22 protein-coding genes are annotated in these 19,292 nt (G+C 64.7%); 3 read left to right on the top strand and 19 right to left on the bottom strand.

Annotated features, from left to right (window positions below; translation table 11 throughout):
- Nucleotides 1-37: 37 nt before the first annotated feature.
- Nucleotides 38-1,213, bottom strand: a complete 1,176-nt coding sequence (locus ACSFC5_RS18605; RefSeq protein ID WP_440766731.1) for a polysaccharide deacetylase family protein — start codon at nt 1,211-1,213, stop codon at nt 38-40.
- A 185-nt stretch (nt 1,214-1,398) separates the two neighbouring features.
- On the opposite strand from ACSFC5_RS18605, the gene ACSFC5_RS18600 reads away from it, so the two are divergent.
- A complete protein-coding gene (locus ACSFC5_RS18600; protein WP_440766730.1) occupies nt 1,399-2,034 on the top strand; it encodes a rubrerythrin family protein in 636 nt (211 codons plus the stop codon).
- 27 nt (nt 2,035-2,061) lie between these two features.
- Here the strand turns inward: ACSFC5_RS18600 and ACSFC5_RS18595 are convergent, their stop codons facing one another.
- The 6 genes from ACSFC5_RS18595 to ACSFC5_RS18570 form a co-directional block, all read right to left on the bottom strand.
- On the bottom strand, nt 2,062-2,334 hold the full coding sequence (locus ACSFC5_RS18595; RefSeq protein ID WP_440766729.1) for a DUF7553 family protein: 273 nt from the start codon (nt 2,332-2,334) through the stop codon (nt 2,062-2,064).
- Nucleotides 2,335-2,415: 81 nt separating this feature from the next.
- Nucleotides 2,416-3,255: a hydroxyethylthiazole kinase gene (gene thiM / locus ACSFC5_RS18590; protein WP_440766728.1), complete on the bottom strand. Its 840-nt coding sequence runs from the start codon at nt 3,253-3,255 to the stop codon at nt 2,416-2,418.
- Entirely contained in the window at nt 3,248-3,916 is a 669-nt protein-coding gene (thiE, locus tag ACSFC5_RS18585) for a thiamine phosphate synthase (protein ID WP_440766727.1), read from the bottom strand. The genes thiM and thiE overlap by 8 nt, the downstream gene beginning before the upstream one ends.
- A 65-nt stretch (nt 3,917-3,981) precedes the next feature.
- Nucleotides 3,982-4,893: an acyltransferase gene (locus ACSFC5_RS18580; RefSeq protein WP_440766726.1), complete on the bottom strand. Its 912-nt coding sequence runs from the start codon at nt 4,891-4,893 to the stop codon at nt 3,982-3,984.
- Nucleotides 4,894-5,244: 351 nt separating this feature from the next.
- Nucleotides 5,245-5,844 carry a GNAT family N-acetyltransferase gene (locus ACSFC5_RS18575; RefSeq protein WP_440766725.1) on the bottom strand — a complete coding sequence of 200 codons (600 nt, stop codon included), beginning with the start codon at nt 5,842-5,844 and terminating at the stop codon, nt 5,245-5,247.
- A gap of 85 nt (nt 5,845-5,929) precedes the next feature.
- On the bottom strand, nt 5,930-6,982 hold the full coding sequence (locus tag ACSFC5_RS18570) for a phosphatase PAP2 family protein (protein WP_440766724.1): 1,053 nt from the start codon (nt 6,980-6,982) through the stop codon (nt 5,930-5,932).
- A gap of 517 nt (nt 6,983-7,499) precedes the next feature.
- Between ACSFC5_RS18570 and ACSFC5_RS18565 the strand changes: the two genes are divergently transcribed.
- A complete protein-coding gene (locus ACSFC5_RS18565) occupies nt 7,500-7,949 on the top strand; it encodes a hypothetical protein (protein ID WP_440766723.1) in 450 nt (149 codons plus the stop codon).
- Between the two features lie 76 nt (nt 7,950-8,025).
- On the opposite strand, the gene ACSFC5_RS18560 is transcribed toward ACSFC5_RS18565, so the two are convergent.
- The 7 genes from ACSFC5_RS18560 to ACSFC5_RS18530 all read right to left on the bottom strand — a co-directional run bounded on the left by ACSFC5_RS18560 (nt 8,026) and on the right by ACSFC5_RS18530 (nt 15,774).
- Nucleotides 8,026-9,609, bottom strand: coding sequence for a Coenzyme F420 hydrogenase/dehydrogenase, beta subunit C-terminal domain (locus ACSFC5_RS18560; RefSeq protein WP_440766722.1), 1,584 nt, complete (start codon nt 9,607-9,609; stop codon nt 8,026-8,028).
- The gene (locus tag ACSFC5_RS18555; RefSeq protein WP_440766721.1) at nt 9,599-11,326 is read right to left on the bottom strand and encodes a nitrite/sulfite reductase; all 1,728 of its coding nucleotides are present in this window, start codon (nt 11,324-11,326) and stop codon (nt 9,599-9,601) included. The genes ACSFC5_RS18560 and ACSFC5_RS18555 overlap by 11 nt, the downstream gene beginning before the upstream one ends.
- Nucleotides 11,327-11,800: 474 nt before the next feature.
- Nucleotides 11,801-12,391, bottom strand: a complete 591-nt coding sequence (locus ACSFC5_RS18550) for a hypothetical protein (protein ID WP_440766720.1) — start codon at nt 12,389-12,391, stop codon at nt 11,801-11,803.
- Nucleotides 12,392-12,529: 138 nt separating this feature from the next.
- Nucleotides 12,530-14,086: a signal recognition particle-docking protein FtsY gene (ftsY, locus tag ACSFC5_RS18545; protein ID WP_440766719.1), complete on the bottom strand. Its 1,557-nt coding sequence runs from the start codon at nt 14,084-14,086 to the stop codon at nt 12,530-12,532.
- 18 nt (nt 14,087-14,104) lie between these two features.
- Complete coding sequence (gene pfdA, locus ACSFC5_RS18540; protein WP_440766718.1) at nt 14,105-14,560, bottom strand: prefoldin subunit alpha; 456 nt, start codon at nt 14,558-14,560, stop codon at nt 14,105-14,107.
- Entirely contained in the window at nt 14,557-14,733 is a 177-nt protein-coding gene (rpl18a, locus tag ACSFC5_RS18535) for a 50S ribosomal protein L18Ae (RefSeq protein ID WP_006092542.1), read from the bottom strand. Before rpl18a ends, pfdA begins: the two co-directional genes overlap by 4 nt.
- Before the next feature lie 87 nt (nt 14,734-14,820).
- Nucleotides 14,821-15,774, bottom strand: coding sequence for a DUF6159 family protein (locus ACSFC5_RS18530; protein ID WP_440766717.1), 954 nt, complete (start codon nt 15,772-15,774; stop codon nt 14,821-14,823).
- A gap of 110 nt (nt 15,775-15,884) precedes the next feature.
- Here ACSFC5_RS18530 and ACSFC5_RS18525 point away from each other — a divergent pair, with 110 nt between their 5' ends.
- Nucleotides 15,885-16,208 carry an ASCH domain-containing protein gene (locus ACSFC5_RS18525; protein ID WP_440766716.1) on the top strand — a complete coding sequence of 108 codons (324 nt, stop codon included), beginning with the start codon at nt 15,885-15,887 and terminating at the stop codon, nt 16,206-16,208.
- 123 nt (nt 16,209-16,331) lie between these two features.
- On the opposite strand, the gene ACSFC5_RS18520 is transcribed toward ACSFC5_RS18525, so the two are convergent.
- The 5 genes from ACSFC5_RS18520 to thpR form a co-directional block, all read right to left on the bottom strand.
- On the bottom strand, nt 16,332-16,997 hold the full coding sequence (locus tag ACSFC5_RS18520; protein ID WP_440766715.1) for a translation initiation factor IF-6: 666 nt from the start codon (nt 16,995-16,997) through the stop codon (nt 16,332-16,334).
- A 2-nt stretch (nt 16,998-16,999) separates the two neighbouring features.
- A complete protein-coding gene (locus ACSFC5_RS18515) occupies nt 17,000-17,278 on the bottom strand; it encodes a 50S ribosomal protein L31e (protein ID WP_440766714.1) in 279 nt (92 codons plus the stop codon).
- Nucleotides 17,279-17,280: 2 nt separating this feature from the next.
- Nucleotides 17,281-17,433, bottom strand: a complete 153-nt coding sequence (locus tag ACSFC5_RS18510) for a 50S ribosomal protein L39e (protein WP_006092547.1) — start codon at nt 17,431-17,433, stop codon at nt 17,281-17,283.
- Nucleotides 17,434-17,511: 78 nt separating this feature from the next.
- On the bottom strand, nt 17,512-18,417 hold the full coding sequence (locus tag ACSFC5_RS18505; RefSeq protein WP_440766988.1) for a hypothetical protein: 906 nt from the start codon (nt 18,415-18,417) through the stop codon (nt 17,512-17,514).
- A gap of 280 nt (nt 18,418-18,697) precedes the next feature.
- Nucleotides 18,698-19,255, bottom strand: coding sequence for an RNA 2',3'-cyclic phosphodiesterase (thpR, locus tag ACSFC5_RS18500; RefSeq protein ID WP_440766713.1), 558 nt, complete (start codon nt 19,253-19,255; stop codon nt 18,698-18,700).
- Nucleotides 19,256-19,292 lie beyond the last annotated feature (37 nt).

Here is a 19,292-nt window from a genome sequence, read left to right as displayed (position 1 = left end):
AAAACGGTCCACGGCAAGCGGTGAGCGAACGGCGTGATCAGTGGAGGGCGTCCGGCGTGACGACGTCGACGTCGAGGTCGTCGAGCGCCGAGAGGACGGCCTCGAGTTCGTCGAGCGACTCGCCGACGTTCCGGTAGGAGAGCGTCGTGACAAGCCGGTAGTCGGCGGTCCACTCGAGGAGTTGCGCAGCGTCAGCGGGGTCGGGGTTGGTCGTACGGGGGGCGAGGTGCGGGTTGCTGAGGTCGCCGTGGCCTGCGTAGCCGCCGACGAACGCGATATCGGAGTACTCTTTCGCGAGTTCGAACGACGACTCGTCGTAGCGGTTGAGCCCGTAGGAGAAGTAGGCGCTGTCGAAGCCGTTGTCATCGAGCCATTCCGCGGCGCGGCTGAACTCCGCTTCCTGCCGGCTCTCGCCGTGCTGGGTGAGGTCGGTCCCCGTGGCGCCGCCGCTGGCGACGGTCCAGCCGTCGTCCTGGAGGGACTCGAGGTCGGACTGGGAGAGGTAGCCGGAGGAGCCGACGTAGTCGGTGCTAACGAAGGCCGTTCCGGGGACGTCGTACTCCGCGAGGAGCGGTCCGGCCCCGTTGGCGACGTCGGGAGTGCTCTCGGGGAACTGCAACAGCACCTTCCCGGTCTCGGGTCGTCCGACGAAGTGGTAGTCGTCACACCAGAGGGACAGCTCGCGGTCGCCGGCCCAGACGGAGACCTTGGTGTGTGAGATCGAGCTCAGGTCCGGATCGCCGGCGGTGTCGAGGATGCCCAGATCGTGGTGGGCGAACGGGCCGTCTTCGCGAACGGCACACCGGAGCAGCAGCCGATCGCCGTCGGTGTCAGTGAGCTGGACCGTCGGGTTGACGTCGTGATCGCTCGCGAACGCCAGCGCGGGAAGTTCGTCGGAGAGGTCGCGCGGAGTCTCGAAGTCCCGCTTGATCATGATGCGTTCGGTCGAGCCGTCGGCGTCCATCCGTGCGGACTGTGTCCCCGCGTAGACGCGGTCTTCGTCCGCGGTGAGCGATCCTTCGATGACCGTCCACTTCGAGAGATCCTCGAACTCGTCGAACGAGCCGGGATCCTCGTTGACCGGATCCGACGACCCGTTGCCGTCGTCGTCGCCGTTTTCGTCGTCACTGGTTTCCGACCCGGTGAGGGCGGAACAGCCGGCGACCGTAGCCGCCGCAGCAGTCGCGGTTGCGAGATACGTTCGTCGTTTCATTACGATCGAAGACAGTCGCTTGTGGGTGATTGTTATGGCTACGTTAGTGTTCAGAACCCGTGAGTAGTCGGTGCCTATCGGCTCGAAGAGACCCGCTACTCGCCGCCGACCCCGACCTGATGTCGGTTCGGCAGACGGCTGCAGATCACGACACTACTAACTCAAGTCCGGTCGAACGTCCGACTATGACCGATTCCGAATCCGTCATCGAGGCCGTCCGCGAAGACAACCAGACCGCGCTCTCCCGGCTCGGTTCCTCGAAGTCCCTGTACGCCGACACCGGCGGCGACATCGACACCGAACCCGTCCTCCGCGCGACCGCCAACGCCGAACACGCCGCCTGGGAGACGTTCCTCGAGTGGGCCGACAGCGAGGCTCACGAGAAAGCGCGCGAGGCGTTCGAAGCGACCGCCGCAGAGGAGCAAGACCACTACGAGACCGTCCTCGACCACCTCGGGGACGACGCGTACGAACCGCGCGAGATCCCCGCGCTTCACGAGTACCTGCGCGGTCTCGAGTCGACGATCGAGCGCGTCGGCGGCTTCCTCGGCCGAATTCTCGCGAGCAAGCGCTCGAAAGAACAGGTCGTCGGCTACTTCGTCGGCGACGCCGACCCCCAGACCGCCGGCGTCTTCCGCGAGTTCGGCGACGATCTAGACGCACAACTCGAGCGCGCCGAGGAACTGCTCGAGGACGTCTGCGAGAGCGACGAGGACCGCGAGCGCGCACGGGAGGCCGCGACCGGAGCGATCGAGGCCGCCTACGGCGAGTACGTCGAGAATCTCGAGGCGATGGGCGCGAATCCGAAGCCGGTCTGCTGACCGGCTGAAGAAGCGAAATCGACGGCGCTACACGCCGTCGACCGTCTCCCGGTAGGCGCTGATCGACTCGAGCGCCTCCGTGACGAGGTTGGCGACCGCGCCGCCCTCGTCGTCCGCGATTTCGGAGAGGACGTGTTCGTGACGCGCGAGTTTACCGTGGTCAGGTCCGCGGTCAGCCTCGGCCAGCGTCTCGAACTGTCGTGCCTGATTTTCCAGCCGGTCCCGGGTCTCGTCGTCCGACGCGGACTCGGCGGCGTCCTGGAGCGTTGCAGCGGTGTTCTCGAGTTCAGGTCGGGTCACACGTCGTGATTCGCCGGCGGCCGATAAAAACCGTTTCACTCGTTCCGACTGTGCGGAAAACGGTAGCTGCGTGCGGACGCGTTAGGCGATGCGCTCGATCCGCTCCGCGAGGTCCAGTTCCGCCGCCTGTGCGGCCGAGAAGCCGGCCACGGCGTCGTGGAAGTTCGTCCGGTAGCTCGCCGGTCCCTCGTGGGGCATCTCGGCCGCGAGTTCGCCCGCGATGCCGAACGCGAGCGTGCCGTGGACGGCGGCCGTCGCGGAGTCCTCGAGTGCGCCGTGAAACGAGGCGATGGTCGCGCCGAGCATACAGCCGGTGCCGACGACCTCGCCGAGCATCTCGTGACCGACGGAGAGTCGAACCGCGCCGTCCGCGGTCGCGACCACGTCCTCGACGCCGCTCGCGACGACCGTCGCACCGGTCGACTCGGCGAGCGACCGGGCCGCGTCCTCGATTGCCTCGTACTCGCCGACGGATTCGACGCCTTTCACCTCGGCTTCGACGCCCGCGAGCGCGCTGATCTCGCCGTAGTTGCCCTTGATGACCGAAAAATCGACCGTCTCGAGCAACTCCTCGGCGACTGCCTCTCGAGTCGGCGTCGCGCCGACGCCGACGGGATCGAGCACGACGGGGACGTCGCGCTCGGCCGCGGTGTCGGCGGCCTCGTGCATAGCCTCGACTTTCCCCGCCGGAACCTGTCCGGTGTTGAGCAAGATCGCGGACGCCCCGTTGGCCATCTCCCCGGCGTCGCCCGGCGAGTCGGCCATGACTGGGAGCGCGTCCCAGTGGAGCGTAAGGTTCGCAACGTCGTTCATCGTCACTTCGTTGGTCAGGTGTTGGACGAGCGGCGATCCGTCGGCGATCGCTTGCAGGGAAGTCGCGAGGTCGTCGCCGGTGGTATCAGTGGGTAGTAACTCACTCATCGGGTGTCGATCCGTTCGCCACCCCCTTCGCAGTTTCGACGGTTTCCGCGAGCGCCGCGGCCGCAGCCTGCGGATCGTCGGCCGCCGTGATCTCGGAGATGACGGCTACGCCGACCGCCCCCGACTCGACGACCGGGCCGGCGTTGTCGGCCGTAATGCCCCCGATCCCGACAACTGGGATCGAGACCGCCTCGGCGATGGCCGCGATTCGCTCGGGGCCGACGGCGTCCTCCTCGGCCGAGACGTCCTTCGAGGACGTGCCGTAGACGGCGCCGATACCGAGGTAGTCCGCGCCCGCGGCTTCCGCCTCGAGCGCCTCCTCGACCGTCGACGTCGAACAGCCGACGACCGCGTCGGGGCCGAGCAGATCGCGCGCGACGGCGACCGGAAGGTCCGACTGCCCGACGTGGACGCCGTCGGCGTCGATCGCCTGCGCGATATCGATTCGGTCGTTCACGATCAGGTCGACGCCCGCGTCGGCGGTCAGTTCGCGAAGTTCGAGGCCGAGATCGTACCGAAACCGGGCCTCGGTCTCCTTCTCGCGGAGCTGGACGACGTCGACGCCGCCGTCGATCGCCGCGCGGACGACGTCGGTCGTCGAGCGCCCCTCCGAGATCGACTGCTGAGTGACGAGGTAGGTTCCGTAGCTCGAGGGATCCATAGCCGAACTCGTGATTCTGAGCCACTAAGCGGTGTCGATCGTTCGACACTCCTGAGCCGGGTCGATCAGGCGCGATTCACTTCTCCCGGTGGCGAGAGATTGCGACCGAACTCGTCGAACTCCGCGAACTCCTCGGGCAGTTCGCGGTGCAACCGACGCTCCTCCCTGTTGTCGGACAGTGGGCCCGGATGCTCCGTGACGGGTTCCCAGCCGGGCTTGATTTTGACCGTTTTCGCGGGCGAGCCGACGGCGATGTGATGGGCCGGAACGTCACCTCTGACGATCGAGGACGCGCCGACCATCGAGTTCCGCCCGATCCGACAGCCCGCATCGATCATCGTATCGTAGCCGAGTCGCACGTCGTCCTCGAGGACGGTCCGGTAGCTCGTCACGTCGGACCGGTCGACGGTGTCGTGGCTGTGGGTGTGGAGGTGGCTCCGATCGGCGATCGAAACGCGGTCACCGATCACCAGTTCCCCGCGATCGTCCAGCAAGACGTCGTTGTGCACCACGACGTTGTCGCCCATTTCGATATTGTGGCCGCCCTGAATCTTGATCCCGCCGAACAACCGAAGGCCCTCACCCGCTTCGGCAAAGAGGTGGGTCGCGAGCAGCTGTCGGAACGGTAAGGCAAACGCCAGATTGTTCGAGAGCGGCGAACAGTCGAACCCCCGCCAGAGGTACAGCAAACACTTCGATTCACGGATTACCGACCGATCCTGTTCCGCCCAGTGTTCGGTCTCGGTCAAAACGTTCCGCGGATCGTAGCTCTGGAGTCGTACCCGCGACATCGGTGACAGCGACTCCCCGGCCCGGGAGCGTTCGTAAGCCGCTCGGTCGCCGAACAGGTCGACGAGCAGTTCCCGAACGACCTCCGCGGGGTCCGTCGCCGAAGAGAGTCGCCGGTCGATATCCGCAATCGCGTCGTCGATCGGCTCCTGTGCCGCTTCGGGGAGCGTTACGTGACGCTTCGCCATCCTCAGCTAGCCCTCGTTTTCCTGACCGAATCGCGTCCCGGAGCGAGCGGTGCTCGTCGATCAGGTCGACTCCTGACACCGACTGTAGTGGTGGGTCGATCACGGCGCGTCTCTCGTTGCTGTTTCGGAATGATCGGCATTAGCTGTGCAAACGTCCGCTAGACACCTATATTTTTCTTCGGTCGTGTCCCTATTGCCTCGATTAGAACACGTATGATGCGAATTGAGGTGTTTCACAAAATATTATCCAATTACACAGATTTTCAGAAGGCAATCATCTACTAGCCGCTACGGACACCAGAACTGCCGGTATGGAGACTCGAACGATCGAACGGACCGTCAGTTCGGAACTCACTCGACACACTCGTCGCCGGCTCGAACCAGCGACTCCCAGTCGGAACCGCCACGGATGTCGGACAGCGGCGCAACCGGCTCCGGATCGGCCGACTTCTCGGCGATCGAGTACCGCCACCAGGCGACGTCCTGCCAGTCGCCTTCCGTGTAGCCCATCGCGGGGAAGTCGACCAGTCGCTCGAAGCCGAGCCGTTCGTGAAACCGTTCGGTCTCCGGGTTCGGCACCGTCGTGACGGCGTAGGCGTCGCAGACACCCTGACGCTCGAGGATTGCGAACAGCGACTCGTAGAGCGCTCGACCGACGCCGGCCCCGCGGGCGTCGGCCGCGACGTAGACCGAGAGTTCGACGGCCCACTGGTAGGCGCGGCGCTTTCGGAGGCGACCTGCATAGGCGTATCCGGCGATAGAACCGTCACACTCGCAAACGAGCCACGGGTACGTCTCGAGAGTGGACTCGATACGATCGGCCATCTCGGATTCGATAGGTGGAGTCTCCTCGAACGTGACCGCCGACGATTCACAGAAAGGGGCGTAGATGTCGCGAACCGCGCTCGCGTCCGACGGTCGCGCGATCCGAATGCGAGGTTCGGAGTTCATATCGGAGGATTCCAGCGGACGGTGATAAGCGCGCGGACTCGCGTGCCGATCCGGTCGTTTTGGGTCGTCCGGAGCGATCAGCGGGTTAGCTGGACATCCGCGTTCGAATCCACTGCCGGAGTCGACCCGCGACCCGCCGACCGCCGGCGTAGCCGCGTCGCCAAGTGGACGGCCGAAGCACGTAGCGGATCCCCAGCACCGCCATCGCGAGCCAGAAGACCAGTGCCGTCCAGACCCTGCTGGCGCGTTCGGAGTGGGTCAACACGGGAATCGTGACGAACACGGCCAACACGAGGCCGAGTGCGCCGCCCGCTGCGGGCAGCGACAGCAGTCGAAAGTACTCGAGGGCGGCGACCAGCGGCGCGAACGCCGCACTCGCGAGTGCGACTCTGAACGCGACCGGTCGGACCGCTTCCGAGGGACGATCGACCGCAAAAACGTCCTGGCCAAGCCTGATGAGTTGCCAGCCGCCGAACGTACCGAGCGAGGCACCGAGCAGGAGGACGGCGTCCGGCTCGAGGTTACTCGCGGCGAGCGCGAACGTACTCGAGACGACTGCGAGCGAGAACGCGACCGTTCCCTGTTCGGCCGGATAGCGAGCCAGCAGGCGCTCCGCGACGAACAGGAACGTCAAGCCGACGGCGACGCCGGCGACGATGTCGACGAGGTAGTGGAGACCCAGCGCGACTCGAGAGAGGCCAACGAGCGTGACGACGGTCGCGGCCCCGGCGAACCGTCGCCGGGGCGTGCCGATCGAGAGCCGTCTGGCGAGGCTGAAGTAGACGACGGTTGTCATCAGCGCGTGACCGCTCGGGAAGCCGTAGCCGCTGGCCATACCCGTCGCCTCGTACAGCGGCTGGAGCAGGCCGGGCAGCGACTCGAGCGCGACGAGGGGCTGGCCCGGCCGGGGCAGGCCAAAGACGTGTTTGAGGCCGGTGATGAGCGAGAGACCGGCCATCGTCAGTCCGATGATGACGGCGGCGTCCTCGCGTTTAGTGCTGTAGAACCAGTAGATACCGCCGACGACGAGCGCGAGGAACCAGACGTCACCCAACTGGGTGACGAGGGCGACCAGGATCGCCGCCCATTCGGGGATGACCTCCTGTATCGGTTCGAACTCACCGATTCCTCTGGACATACCGGTTTCTATGGTGACGGGTCACTAATGGATATCGGCTCGAGTCGCCGGAAGATGCAGGCCCGAGAACGTGTGACGGTCCTCTCGGCCGGGTCCGTCTGCGGTGCAACCGAGGCACTCGATATTTGACTGATACGGTTTGCTGTACCGATGTACGCAGGACGGTCGCGGTCCCACCGAAACTGACTGACAGCGGATAGTATGAACCCGTTTCCTTCGTGGCAGCCGTATGTCATCACATAGCGAGTACGGCGACCAGTTCGAACCGTGAGCGGAACGTGACACACCGGCGGCTGAGTGCGAGGTGACGACACGAAGAACGTCCCGAATCGCTGGCCGTCCGAGACGGACGACCTCCCGTCATAGCTCTACTTTGTGACCAGAAGTACTTAAATAACGGAGCCTGTGCGAACGCGGACTCGAACTGTCCGAGGAGAACACAAATCAGCGCAGTCGCTCCTCGCAGAGGGCGATACTGACGCCAACGCTTTTCGGTCCAGTCGGTCTGGCGACGGATATGGACGATCACCAGCGACTGACGGGGCTGGACGAGGCGGAGACGGTCGCGCTTGCGAGCGAGGCCCGACAATCGGAGTACTACGATCAACTCGAGTCCCACCTCGCTGCGGAGTACGACGAGGCGGTTCCGACGGAGAACCTGCGGGCGTTCGAGCGAGGTGACGGCGCGCGAGCCGTCTCGTTCGAGTCGACCGCCGGTGCCGGTTCCAGACCGGCTGTCGCGGTCACGTTCCACTTCGAGGGCGACTCGGACGCGGTCGCGCAGGCGACCGCCGAACGTCACGGGGTCGACGTCGACGGCGACGTCGAACTCGTCTTCCCGACGGGAATCGCCCCCAGACCGGAGGCGGCGGTCCGCGATATCGTGCGGCCTGACGGGCAGTCCGCCGACGTCGAGGTTACCGTCACCGAAACGGACGAGATCACGACGTACACGATCGACCTGTAGCGTCCTCGAGCGGTATCGAGGCGGATGCGAGTTGGAACCGAACGAAAACGAGAAGCGGGATCGACGCGACGCCGATTCAGTGACCCTGATCGTGCGGATTCAGCGCCGTGCCGTAGTTCTCGGCGTGGTCGGTGTAGTCGATAAAGCGGGGCGCGTCGGGGTCGAACGGGCGCTCTAAGCTCTCGAAGGCCTTCTTCTTGTCCCAGCCCTGGAGCTTGCCGACCGCCGACTTGTCTTCGAGATCGTGGTAGTCGAGTTTCGGCTCGGTGAGCTCCCACGCCTTCATTCCCCGCTCGGTGCGGATGATGACGCTCGAGTACTCATCAGAGGAGCCGACGGAGCCGACGGTGATGTCCGAACAGAAGCCGGTGAAGTCCGCACACTCGTCACAGCCCTTGAGCGCGGCGTCGTGGAAGTTCGCGACGTCTTCCTCGACGATCATGTTGCCGTCGTGGTCGTAGACCATCATCTTGCCGTTGAGGACGTCCATCTTGCCGATCTGATCCGGCGAGATGTCGCGTTTTTCCTCCAACTGCTCGCCCATGAGGCTGTAGTAGTTGAAGTTCTTCGTACACATCAGCGAGATGGTGTAGTCCACCGCACGGATCCCCTCGTTCTGGGCCTGATAGTCCCAGTCGAAGTCCTGCAGGGCGCGGATACCTTCGATTTCACACGGCGTGCCGACGATCGCGAGCGAGAGATCGTCCCAGTCCTTGTCGGGGAGCTTGTGCTCCCACTGGGCCAGGTCGAGGTTGCCCAGTGCGAGCGTCTGGTTGTAGACGGTGCCAGCGTTCTCGATGAGTTCCTCTTCGGTCGTGGCGAGGAAACTCTCGGCCTTCCAGGCTTCCTCCTCGCTCTCGGTCGCAATGAGCGCGCCGTCGATCTCGCCCGCCTCGAGCAGCGTCGCGAGGACGCCGGTGACGACGCCGCCGTCCTGGGCACCGTCGGTCCAGTCGTCTTCGACCTTCGCGGAGAACTCCGTGATCGGGTCGCCGGCGCCTTTGACGTTATCGTCGCCGCCGGTGATCTTCCACTGGCGCTCGTAGCGCATCCCGCCGCGGGGACAGAAGTCCCAACAGAGCGAACAACCGGTACACATCTTGACCAGTTCCGGCAGGTCATCCTCACCGACGCCGATCGAGTCGGAGGGACAGGCCGCAACGCAGGTCCCACACTGGATACAGCGACCCTCGTCGATGACGGCCTCGTCCAGTTCCATGAACCAGGTCTTCTCGTCCGGCGTCTCGATGTCGTTCATCTCCGCACGGATCGAGTACTCGGGGGTATCGAGATCGGCACCGTCCGGAACCCCGACGCGAACGTCCGGCGCGCCGTTATCGACGTCCTGGCTGACGCCTTCGGCGGGTTCGGTGAACTCGAGGTCGCCGAGTTCGCCCATCTCGTCGACGTTGGCCGCACCCGCGCCGTCCGTTGCGATCCGCTTCTCGGCGGACTCGGACGCAGCCGTCTTCTCGCCGCAAGTGCAGGTGTCGGGCGAGCAGCTGTCGCCCTCACTGTCGCTGGCTTGGATAGCGCCGTCTCGGGCGTGGTCCGTGTCCGCTCGAGAGCGCGGCGCGGCGCTGCCGGCATCGGGGAACTGGACGGCGTCGTCATCGTCGTCCGACTCCGGGACGCCAGGGAAGTTACGGTCAGTCCCCATGAGCGACACCCCCAGAAACTGGGGCCTCGGCCCCTTGCATGATCGTCCGAAGCTCTCCGTTGTCGACGCGGCGGCACCACTCGTAGAACTGCTCGCCGTCGTGACGGTCGTCGTTGTAGGCGTCGAACAATTGCTCGAGCGCCGGAATCACGGAATCGGCGGGGACGGCGTTCTCGATCCAATCTAAGAACTCGTTGTCCGCGCCGAGCGAGCCGCCGAGGCCGAAGTCCATCCCTTCGACGATGTCGGATCCACTATCTTCATCCAGCTTGACGGTCTCCCCGCGGAAGCCGATGTCCGCGATCTGGGGCTGGGCGCACGACGCGGAACAGCCGGACATGTGCATCCGAATCGCTTCGATATCGTCGGGGACGTCGATGCGCTCGTCGAGTTCGCGGGCCCAGCGCTTGGTCCGCTTTTTCGTCTCGATGATCGCGTAGTTACAGAACTCGCTGCCCGTACAGCCGACGGCGCCGCGGGAGAACGCGCCGGGATTCGGCTGGTAGTCCGCGGCGAACGGCTCCGCGAGAAGGTCGTCGACGTTCTCCTCGGGGATGTGCGTGATGAGGAAGTTCTGGTCGGTCGCGAGGCGCACGGAGGCGTCCTCGCTTCCGTACTTTTTCGCCGCTCGAGCGGCCTCGGCGAACTCGTCGCCGCCCATCCGTCCGGCGACGACGTTGAAGCCGACGTACTGCAGGCCGTCCTGTTTCTGGTCGTGGACGCCGACGTGGTCTCCCTGGTAGCCGACGGTCAGGTTCTCGCCGCCGGTCGGCAGGTCGATCGTACAGCGGTCGCGGATGGCTTCCTCGAACTTCTCGGGGCCCAACTGCTCGACGAGATAGCGCATGCGGCAGACGCCGCGGTTGTTGCGGTCGCCGATCTCCTTGAACGTCTGGGCGACGGCGCGGCAGAACTCCACGGCGTCCTCCGGCGGAATGAAGACGTCCAGTTCCGAACCCATTCGCGGGCCGTCGGAAAGGCCGCCGCCGACGCGGGCGTGGAAGCCGTAGAGGTACTTGCCACCGTCGGACGAGTCCGACGAGCCACCGGCTTCGCCGGAGACGTCGATCTCCTTCTTTGCGGGAACGAGCCCGATGTCGTTGATCTGGGACTGCGCACAGTCGTGTTTACAGCCCGTGATGGTCATCTTGAACTTCCGCGGGAGATTGGCGTACTCGCGGTTGTTCGTAAAGAAGTCGGAGACGGCCTCGATGACCGGCTGGGCGTTGAAACACTCGTGCTCGTCGAGTCCCGCAGCGGGGCAGCCGAGCACGTTCCGGGCGGAGTCACCACAGCCCTGGACCGTCGTCAGGCCGACCTCGTCGTAGCGGTCCCACATCTCCGGGACGTCCTCGACGCGAATCCAGTGTTTCTGGATGTCCTGTCGGGTCGTGATGTCGAGGTAGGCGTCGCCCCAGAGTTCGTTCTGGGCTTCGCCGCCGTACTCTTCGGGTGCAACGGCGAGGTCGTCGGTCACTTGGCCGATGACCTCGGCCTGTTCGGGAGTGAGTTTTCCGCCCGGCACCTTCGTCCGGATCATGAAGTAGCCCTCCTGCTTCTGGGCGTACATGCCGGCCCACTTCAAGCGCTCCCACTCGCCGCCGCCGGCGCGCTCTTCGATCTCCTCGAAGGAGAGTTCGTCGGCGGCGTAGTCGTAGACATCGTCGATTACGTCGAGCGGATGTTTGTTCTGCTTGTACTGCTCCGTCGTGTTCACGCGAACCACCCCGTGTTTCGCTGAACGAAGTGAAGCGAAGTTCGAGACGGCGACGCCGTCTCGATGGTTCGTGTGAGTTCGAAAACGCTCGCGGTTTCGTGATTCATTTGTACCACCGCTGGCGGGTGACTCCGGTGGCCAGCAGCGGGGTCACGCTATATCGAAAGACCATCGTTTAGCGGGTAGTCTCACCCAATCGGTATACCAGCCTGTAAAGGGGCGAATCATGACGACGGTCGTTTTCACCAGCAACTATTGCCACGTTCGATCGCGGTAGAACGACAGTCGGAACGGAATCCGACGCCGCAAGGACGGGAACCGGTCACACGCGAACACTCGTATCAGAATACGTCACTGGTAGCAGCAATATTCTCCGATAGGTGGGCGTAGTGCTCGAAGCGTACCGAAGATCAACCACCACCTGACGTGCGAACCAACCGCGGTCGCCGCTACCAGATTCCGAGACGGGTCAGATCAGCCGAAGCAGACGACGGCAGTACCCGCATCCCGAGGGTCAGGGTCGAACGGATCGGGTTCGCTCGCGATTCCGTGCTGATACCGCGAGCGGAGTGCGACGTGCTCGTCGATGTAGTAGGAGACGCGGGAGCCGCGCTCGTTCGTCGGCGCCCCTCGTTGGGTCTTCGTCGAGAGATCGTAGACGATCGAGACCAGCACGGCCTCCATCTCGGATTCCGACTCATGTTCCGATTCGATGGGGTCCAGTTCGCTGTCCCCAACCGTGAAATCGAACATTCGTGTTGCCGACCCGTACGCCTCGAGAAAGCCGTTGTGCCGATACGCTTCCTCGAACTCGCGAGCGAACGCCTCGGCGTCGGTCAACGGATCCGACGGCGACGGATACGGCATCGGCTCGAGACCGTGGTTGTGAGCTGAATCGTCGGGTTCCGGACGGTCGATATCGGCGCAGTCGTACTCGTCTTCGGAGACGAACTCCGACTCGGGGTCGTCTGCGCTCGTGAGTCGTTCCTCGAAGCAACCCGCGAGTGTCATCGTAAACGGCAGCACCGCCGAGAGGAGGGCACGCCGGGAGCGGGGTGTGCGCATACATAGATGTCAGCGATACATTATATGTATGTTTCGTCTTGAACCCCTGGATATCGTGTGGGATTTTCGCAAGCGGTAATCGGTATCGTCGAAGATCGCTCGGGCTGAATTTTCGACAGGGACGACCCCGATCGGCGGCTACGACTCCTCGCCGCCGAGCAGTCGATCGATCATGTCGTCGGGATCGAACCGCACGAGATCGTCGTATCCCTGCCCGACGCCGAGGAATAGAATCGGCTTGCCGGTGACGTGGGCGATCGAAATCGCCGCCCCGCCGTTGGAGTCGGCATCGGCTTTCGTCAGGATCGCACCGTCGATCGCCGCGGCCTCGTTGAACTCGCGGGCGCGGTTGACCGCGTCCTGACCGGCCACCGCTTCGTCGACGAACAGCGTCATATCCGGATCGACGACGCGGTCGATTTTCTCGAGTTGGTCCATCAGCCCTTCGTCGGTGTGGAGTCGACCCGCCGTGTCGCCGAGCACGACATCGATGTCGTTCGCCTCGGCGTACTCGACGGCGTCGTACAGCACCGCAGCGGGGTCGCCGCCCTGCTGGTGGCTGATGAGATTCGTACCGAGTGCGTCGGCGTGCTCCTGAATCTGCTCGTTCGCGCCGGCACGGTAGGTGTCGCCGTTGGCCATCACCGTCGAGTACCCTCGCTCCTCGAAGTACCGGCTGAGTTTGGCGATCGATGTCGTCTTTCCGACGCCGTTGACGCCGGTGAAGACGAGCGTCACGGGCTTGTCTTCGACGGCGATCCGCTCGTCGAAGTCGAACTGCCCGACGCTGATCACGTCGTAGATCGCGTCGCTCAGCGCCTCCTCGACGACGTCGCCCGTCGAGGTCGTAAACGTTCGCGTCTCGCCGACCAGTTCGTCGCGGATGTTGTCGAGGATCTCTTCGGCAACGCCCATCTCAACGTCGCTCGAGAGCAACGCCATCTCGAGTTCGTGCAGCGGGCCCTCGAGGTCTTCCTCCTCGATGACGAATTTTCCCTTGACGAGCGAGCGTGCCTTGCTCCCGAATCCGGTCGAGTCGTCCTCGATATCGGCGTCGTCGGCCGTAGATGCGTCGTCGTCCGCGTCCGTGGCGACGCTCGCGTCTATCGCTACCGACTCCCGCTCGGTGTCGCCCGCGAAATCGCCGTCGGACGACTCGTCTGCGTCCGGAACCGGTTGCGTCACCCACGACTCGACCGATTCAGACGATTCGGACGATTCCTGACTATCGCTCGTTTCGGCGGTCGAAGCAGAGTCCGACTCGACGCCGCCGACCGCCGACTCGGTCGGCGGTTCGGTCTCTGCCTCAAGTTCGCGATCAGCGTCGTCAGGTTCGGCGACGTCGTCGATCGTCTCATCGGTGGTATCTGGGACTTCCGACGTCTCCGTCTCGAGTGTCGCGTCGTCAGTGTCAGCCTCGGCTTCGGACGACTCGGTTTCGGCTTCCGAATGGGCAGCGTCCCCGAGTTCGTGGTCCTCGAGTGCCGACTCGGTACTCTCCGCTTCGGCGGGTTCGGATGCAGCGCTCTCGGCGTCAGCGGTATCGGCCGCAGCGCTCTCCGCTTCGGCGGATTCGGCCGCCTCGAGTTCCGCGTCCTCGAGATCCTCTTCGTCGACCTCCTCGACGTTCTCTTCAGCGGCCGCTTCGGCGTCTTTGCGGAAGCTCCCGAGTTTCTTCTTCAGGTTGTCGAACATGGTACGGACCTCCCGACGTTATTCGTCGGGGCCCTGGCCCTGCTGGCCCTGCATTTGCTGCATCTGCTGTTGCATCGCCTGCTGTTGGATCTGCTGGGCCTGCTGCTCGAGTTCGCTGCTCTCGGACTCGAGTTCGGCGATCTCCGAGTTGACCTCCTCGATTCGATCGTCGAGGTTCTCCTGTTTGTTCTCGAGGGCGTCGACGGCACCGTCCTGTTCGAACTCGGCCGCGTAGTCCGCGCCCAGTTCGACGATCACTTCGTCGATGTCCTGGATGCTCGCGCGGAGGTACGCGCCGCCGCCGATCGGCACCTGCACCGTTGAGTCGGTATCGAGGCTCTCGAGGGCCTCGATCGCTTCGTCGGCTTCGGTCTTCTGCTGCTGGATCGCTTCGACGCTCTCCTCGAGCGCTTCGATCTCCTGTTCGATCTCCTGGAGCTCCTGGGAGAGCTGCTGGAGTTGCTGCTGACTCATTGTTCGACGACCTCCTCGAGGTCGATCTCGGTCCGCTTGAGTCGGTGCTGGCTCCCGAGCTGGGAGAGTGCGTGTTCGCGAGCGACGTTTTCGTTCTGGGCGTCGATCGTCGTTTCGAACTCCGCGAATCCGTCGCGGTTCTTGAACCGACCGGTGACCGTAAATTGACTCATGGCTACCACTCCGGCAGGCAGTCGGAAGAATCTTCCCTTCCGTCGGAGTCAGCGACCGGCCGACGGAACCGGATTACGCGGCGTCGTTCAGATCTGTCCGGGCTGTTGTCCCGAACTCGCGCCGGTCAGTCCGCTCGAGTCGCGGTTTCGCCGCACGATCGCGTCGGGATCGATCCCCTCGAACTCCGGCGGCAGTTCGCCGTCGGTCGCGTACTGGTAGAGCGCGGTCTTCGCGATGGCCGTCGCGGCGATGTGGACGACGGCGAGCGCGCCGAGCAACAGCACAGTCGGGACGACCGTGTAAACGAGCACCGGGCCCGGGTTCGCGACCAGCAACAGCGGCGCACCGATTCCGGCAGCAACGACGAGCAGCCCGAGCGTCACCGTCACGAGTCCGACGCCGAGACTGATTCCGCCGGCTTCGCCCCAGGTCTCGCGGAACAGGCTGACGCTGTCGCGTAACGACTCCCGGACGCCGCCGCCCTGGAAGACGATAACGGGGACGATGAAGAACGTCATCATGAACCAAGCTGCGCCGGCGATCGCTCTGACGATCTGGGCGCCCCAGCCGTCCTGACTCTCGAGGGCCTGGAAAATGAGGCCGACGACCGCACCCACGACGCCCCACGCGAGAATCGTCCGCCTGGATTCCCAGGCACCAGCGAGACCGTCCCGAATGCTCGTCGACTCACCGTGAAACAGGCTGCCGACCGAGTGAACTAACGCGGCGCTGAAGAAGGTCGCGACGGCCGTCGCGACGAACATCACGAGGAAGGAGAGTGCGAGCATCGCCACTTGTGCGACGCCGTCGACCGTGCCGTCCGAGACCGACGCGACCTGGTCTACGGCACCCAACCCGAACCCGACGCCGATCAAGGCGACGAACAGTCCGGCGAGGAGGAGGGCCAGTCCCGCCGCCCAAGTGAGACCGTACAGTAGGGGAAACACGAGCAACCACTTCTCGCGTCGGAGCACGCCGAACGACGCTTTCGCGATCTCAAACCCGGTTCGAAACCGGGCGAACACTGATTGGAGGACCATATGCGGATCGTGTCCGTCATCCAATATAAATATTCGCGATAGAGCAGCGCAATGATACGGCCGCATGAGCGATGCCAAACGGTTTTACCGCGGCCGCCGAACGGAGTCACATGAGCGAACTCGATCCCAGCGAGCTGCTGCCCAGCGAACGGATGCAAACGCAGGCCCTCGAGGGCGACGTGACTCAGATCCACCGCGGCCACCAGTACGCCGAGGCGGGCGACACCTTCACGATCGAGGACACCGCGTTCGAGGTGACCGACGTCACCGATCGTACGCTCGGGGAGCTGACCGACGAGGACGCACAAGCCGAAGGGATGGACGATCTCGAGGGGTATCGGAGGCTGCTCGAGCGTGCCCACGAGAACTTCGAGTGGGACGACGACAGCGAGATCGTTCGTCATCGGTTCAAGCCGCAGTCCGGCGACGACTGATCGGCCGAGGGCGGCTCATCGTACAGCGACTGTCTCTTCGAGAAGAGAGTGAGAGCAAAACGCGGTGACGACCGTCTCGAGTGAACGACCGCGAAGAGTGAAAACGCAGTCCGTACGAGAACGCTAGTCCAGATAGCCCAGCGCGTCCTCGATCCGGCCGAGTTCGGGTCCGGTCGTATCCTGTCCGACGACGTAGCCGGACTCGTTGGCGAGCAGCCCCGAGCCGAGCAGCGGCGCGCCGTAGTTGACGGTGCCGACGTCGGCCCGGACGTCGAGGACCTCCTCGAGCGTGTCCAGTTCCTCGTCGGTCGCTTTCGGGTGACAGAGCACCCCCTTGTTCGTCGCGACCGCGGCGGTTCCGACGGTGCGAACGCCCGCGAGGTCGCCGCGTTCGACGGGCACCTCGAGGGTATCGTTGACGATCTGAACCGTCTCCCGCGGGAGGTCCGGGTGGACGTACGCGCCGTAGTCGTTGGCGAGCACGACGTTCCCCGCGGCGTTGATGTTCCCCGGCAGTTCCGCGACGGGGAGATCGACCTCCTCCTCGAGCCGTTCGCGTTCGTACTCGAGGACGCGCGAACTGACGAGGAGTCCGTTCTCGTTACCCATCGCTAACGCGCCGACCGTCGAGGAGCCGCCGACGGTCGTCGGGACCGCGGGCACCTCGAGTTCGTCAGTGAGATCGGCGATGACGTCGTCGTCGACGTCCGGGCGAACGAGCACGCACGAGTCGGTTGCCCGGGCGAAGACCCCGACGTACGCCGACCCGACGAAGGCGAGTCGTTGCAAATTTACTCGGCGACCTCGGCCTCGACGACGGCCGCACCCTCTTCGTCGAAGCGGGCCGCGCGGACGCGGAGCTTTCGCGGCGGGTTGGAACGACCGTTCGACCAGATCTCCTCGTTAATGGAGGGATCCAGACGGATGGCGTCCTCGTCGACCGCGAAGTGTTTCGCGAGGTGTTCCCGAACGAGTCGCATCGCGTAGTCGGCGGCCTCGTGGTTGGCGCCCTTCTTGACGTCGCGCAGTGGAACGGTAACGACGCGTTCCTCGAAATCACTTGCACTCATCGTTACTCGTCAGTGTCGTTGCGCCGCCAGTTGCGTCGCTTCGGGTTTCGCTGCACTTCCATGTCGGTCTTCATCATGACCCAGGCCGGAACGCGGCTGTTCTGGTTCTCGAGTTTGGCAAGACGCTTTTTCTTGCCCTTCGTTTTCTTACCCATAGTAGCCACAGGTAGCCTACGCTGGCATAAAATCTTGTCCATCTCGAGGACGAGTGCTCAGCGGGGCGTTCGATCCGGTTATCGGTTGATACGCGTCTCGAGGTAGCGCGTCACGGCCTCGAGCGTCGCCTCGCTGAGTTCGGTCGTGTACGTCCAGTTCTCGACGCCCTCGTAGCCGTCGTGGCGGTGGAACTCGCCGTGGTCGTGACAGCCCGTGCCGTGAAAGCGGGTGCCGCCGCCGATCTCGTCCGGCCCCGCGTAGGCGGTCGCCATCGGGGAGACCCGCATCGTCTCGTCGTCGACTCGCACCGCGGTTCCGAGGTCGTGATCGCAATTCGAGCCGCCGACGGCTTTGACAACATCGGTCGAGAGAAACGTGTGCAAGACCTCGTGGATCGCCATGTTCCGCGTGACCGCCCGCGAGTCCCAGAGCTCCGTCGCGCCGAGGTTCGCGACGGTCTGAGAGTCGCCGGTGTCGGTCGGTTGCCCCGTCACGTTGCCCGTCCACGCGTTCGGAGAGAGCGTCCCGCCGTAGCCCACGCGATGATTGAGCGGCGCCCAGCACAGCATGGCATGACAGGTTGATCCCGTCAGCACGTCGCGCTCGTCGAGTCGCGTCCGAAAGCCCTCGAGTACCGTCTCGAGCGAGGGAACCACCGCCTCGGACGGGCGCGACATCGGCGGAAGCGGCAGCCGAACGAGGTCGCCGCGTTCGACGACCGCCTCCAGCCCCTCGAGTCGCGAGCGCTCGTGGGCGTACGCGAGGACTTGTTCGAACGCGTCCTCGATGGCCGAGAGCGCGTCCCGGAACGGCGGCGGCCAGTCCTCTCGAACGCCGTCGAAGCCGTAGCGGGTCCAGGCCCACAGCGGCACCGGCCGAGGGTAGACGCGGACGTGTAGCGACGCGTCGTCGTCGCTGGCGAGTCCGGCCGTCGGATCGGCGCGGACGCTCGAGACGGCGGCCGCCCCGCCGAGCGAGACCAGTAGCTCCCGTCTCGAGACGAGTCGGCCGTCCGCGCGACTCGCCGCGAGCGCGGACGAGGGGGGCGACGGAGTCAGGGCCGGTCACCGGCGGAGGGAGCCACCATCGTCTACGGATCGCTACACCGGTCGGTGTTATGAGCGAGGGTCTTGCATTGTTCAGCCGGATCGGGGTACGAACGGCCTAGGCACGCGTAAGTCATCGATACGCGACACGTTCGAGTCGGACGAGCGGTACTACGCGAGTCGGACGAGCGGTGCTACTCGAAGCCGGACGAGAGTGCTACGCGAGCGGGAACGACTCGAGCGTCGAGTACACCGGCCCCGCATCGGTGAGCGTGCTCTCGGTCAGCCGAAGTTCGTCGACCGTCATTTCGCCGACCGTCGGATCGCGCTCCCGAACCAGTTCCTGGACGAGTTCTTTCCCGCCCGCGTGTTCCATCCGCGCGAGCGTGACGTGGGGCGTGAAGTCGTGGGACTCGGGCTCGAACCCCATCGCGGTCGTTCGCTCCTCGATCGCCTCGTGGAGTCGGGTCAGTTCCGAGCCACCGCGTTCGACGCCGAGCCAGACGACGTTGATGTAGTCGAGAGTCGGGAAGACCCCCAGGCCGCCGAATCGGGCGGTAAAGGGATCGACGCCGGCGTCCTCGACGGCGGCCTCGAGTTCCCCTCGAAGCGACGGGAGTCGATCCTCGTCGACCTCGCCGAGGAACGTCATCGTGAGGTGGGCCTGCTCGGGATCCGTGACGTTCAGGCCGCTCGCGTCGACGAACTCGGCCTGCAGGTCGGCGACCGGTTCCGCGAGTTCGTCGGGCAGGTCGACGCTAACGAAGAGTCGCATGCTCACGGAAGCGTTCGATCGGGCGACTATTGAACTT

Source organism: Natronorubrum marinum (genome assembly GCF_052040125.1).
Classification (GTDB): domain Archaea; phylum Halobacteriota; class Halobacteria; order Halobacteriales; family Natrialbaceae; genus Natronorubrum.
Note: the sequence above shows the minus strand (reverse complement) of the source record. Positions and strands in the feature narration are given on the sequence as shown.

Bases quoted from the DNA above. Each gene is read 5' to 3' on its own strand.
- ACSFC5_RS18575 (WP_440766725.1), bottom strand. From the start codon at position 5,844: ATGAACTCCGAACCTCGCATTCGGATCGCGCGACCGTCGGACGCGAGC.
- ACSFC5_RS18525 (WP_440766716.1), top strand. From the start codon at position 15,885: ATGAGCGAACTCGATCCCAGCGAGCTGCTGCCCAGCGAACGGATGCAA.
- pfdA (WP_440766718.1), bottom strand. From the start codon at position 14,560: ATGAGTCAGCAGCAACTCCAGCAGCTCTCCCAGGAGCTCCAGGAGATC.
- ACSFC5_RS18515 (WP_440766714.1), bottom strand. From the start codon at position 17,278: ATGAGTGCAAGTGATTTCGAGGAACGCGTCGTTACCGTTCCACTGCGC.
- ACSFC5_RS18550 (WP_440766720.1), bottom strand. From the start codon at position 12,391: ATGCGCACACCCCGCTCCCGGCGTGCCCTCCTCTCGGCGGTGCTGCCG.
- thiE (WP_440766727.1), bottom strand. From the start codon at position 3,916: ATGGATCCCTCGAGCTACGGAACCTACCTCGTCACTCAGCAGTCGATC.
- ACSFC5_RS18530 (WP_440766717.1), bottom strand. From the start codon at position 15,774: ATGGTCCTCCAATCAGTGTTCGCCCGGTTTCGAACCGGGTTTGAGATC.
- ACSFC5_RS18510 (WP_006092547.1), bottom strand. From the start codon at position 17,433: ATGGGTAAGAAAACGAAGGGCAAGAAAAAGCGTCTTGCCAAACTCGAG.
- ACSFC5_RS18565 (WP_440766723.1), top strand. From the start codon at position 7,500: ATGGACGATCACCAGCGACTGACGGGGCTGGACGAGGCGGAGACGGTC.
- ACSFC5_RS18560 (WP_440766722.1), bottom strand. From the start codon at position 9,609: ATGGGGACTGACCGTAACTTCCCTGGCGTCCCGGAGTCGGACGACGAT.
- rpl18a (WP_006092542.1), bottom strand. From the start codon at position 14,733: ATGAGTCAATTTACGGTCACCGGTCGGTTCAAGAACCGCGACGGATTC.
- ACSFC5_RS18605 (WP_440766731.1), bottom strand. From the start codon at position 1,213: ATGAAACGACGAACGTATCTCGCAACCGCGACTGCTGCGGCGGCTACG.
- ACSFC5_RS18570 (WP_440766724.1), bottom strand. From the start codon at position 6,982: ATGTCCAGAGGAATCGGTGAGTTCGAACCGATACAGGAGGTCATCCCC.
- thpR (WP_440766713.1), bottom strand. From the start codon at position 19,255: ATGCGACTCTTCGTTAGCGTCGACCTGCCCGACGAACTCGCGGAACCG.
- ACSFC5_RS18600 (WP_440766730.1), top strand. From the start codon at position 1,399: ATGACCGATTCCGAATCCGTCATCGAGGCCGTCCGCGAAGACAACCAG.
- ACSFC5_RS18580 (WP_440766726.1), bottom strand. From the start codon at position 4,893: ATGGCGAAGCGTCACGTAACGCTCCCCGAAGCGGCACAGGAGCCGATC.
- ftsY (WP_440766719.1), bottom strand. From the start codon at position 14,086: ATGTTCGACAACCTGAAGAAGAAACTCGGGAGCTTCCGCAAAGACGCC.
- thiM (WP_440766728.1), bottom strand. From the start codon at position 3,255: ATGAGTGAGTTACTACCCACTGATACCACCGGCGACGACCTCGCGACT.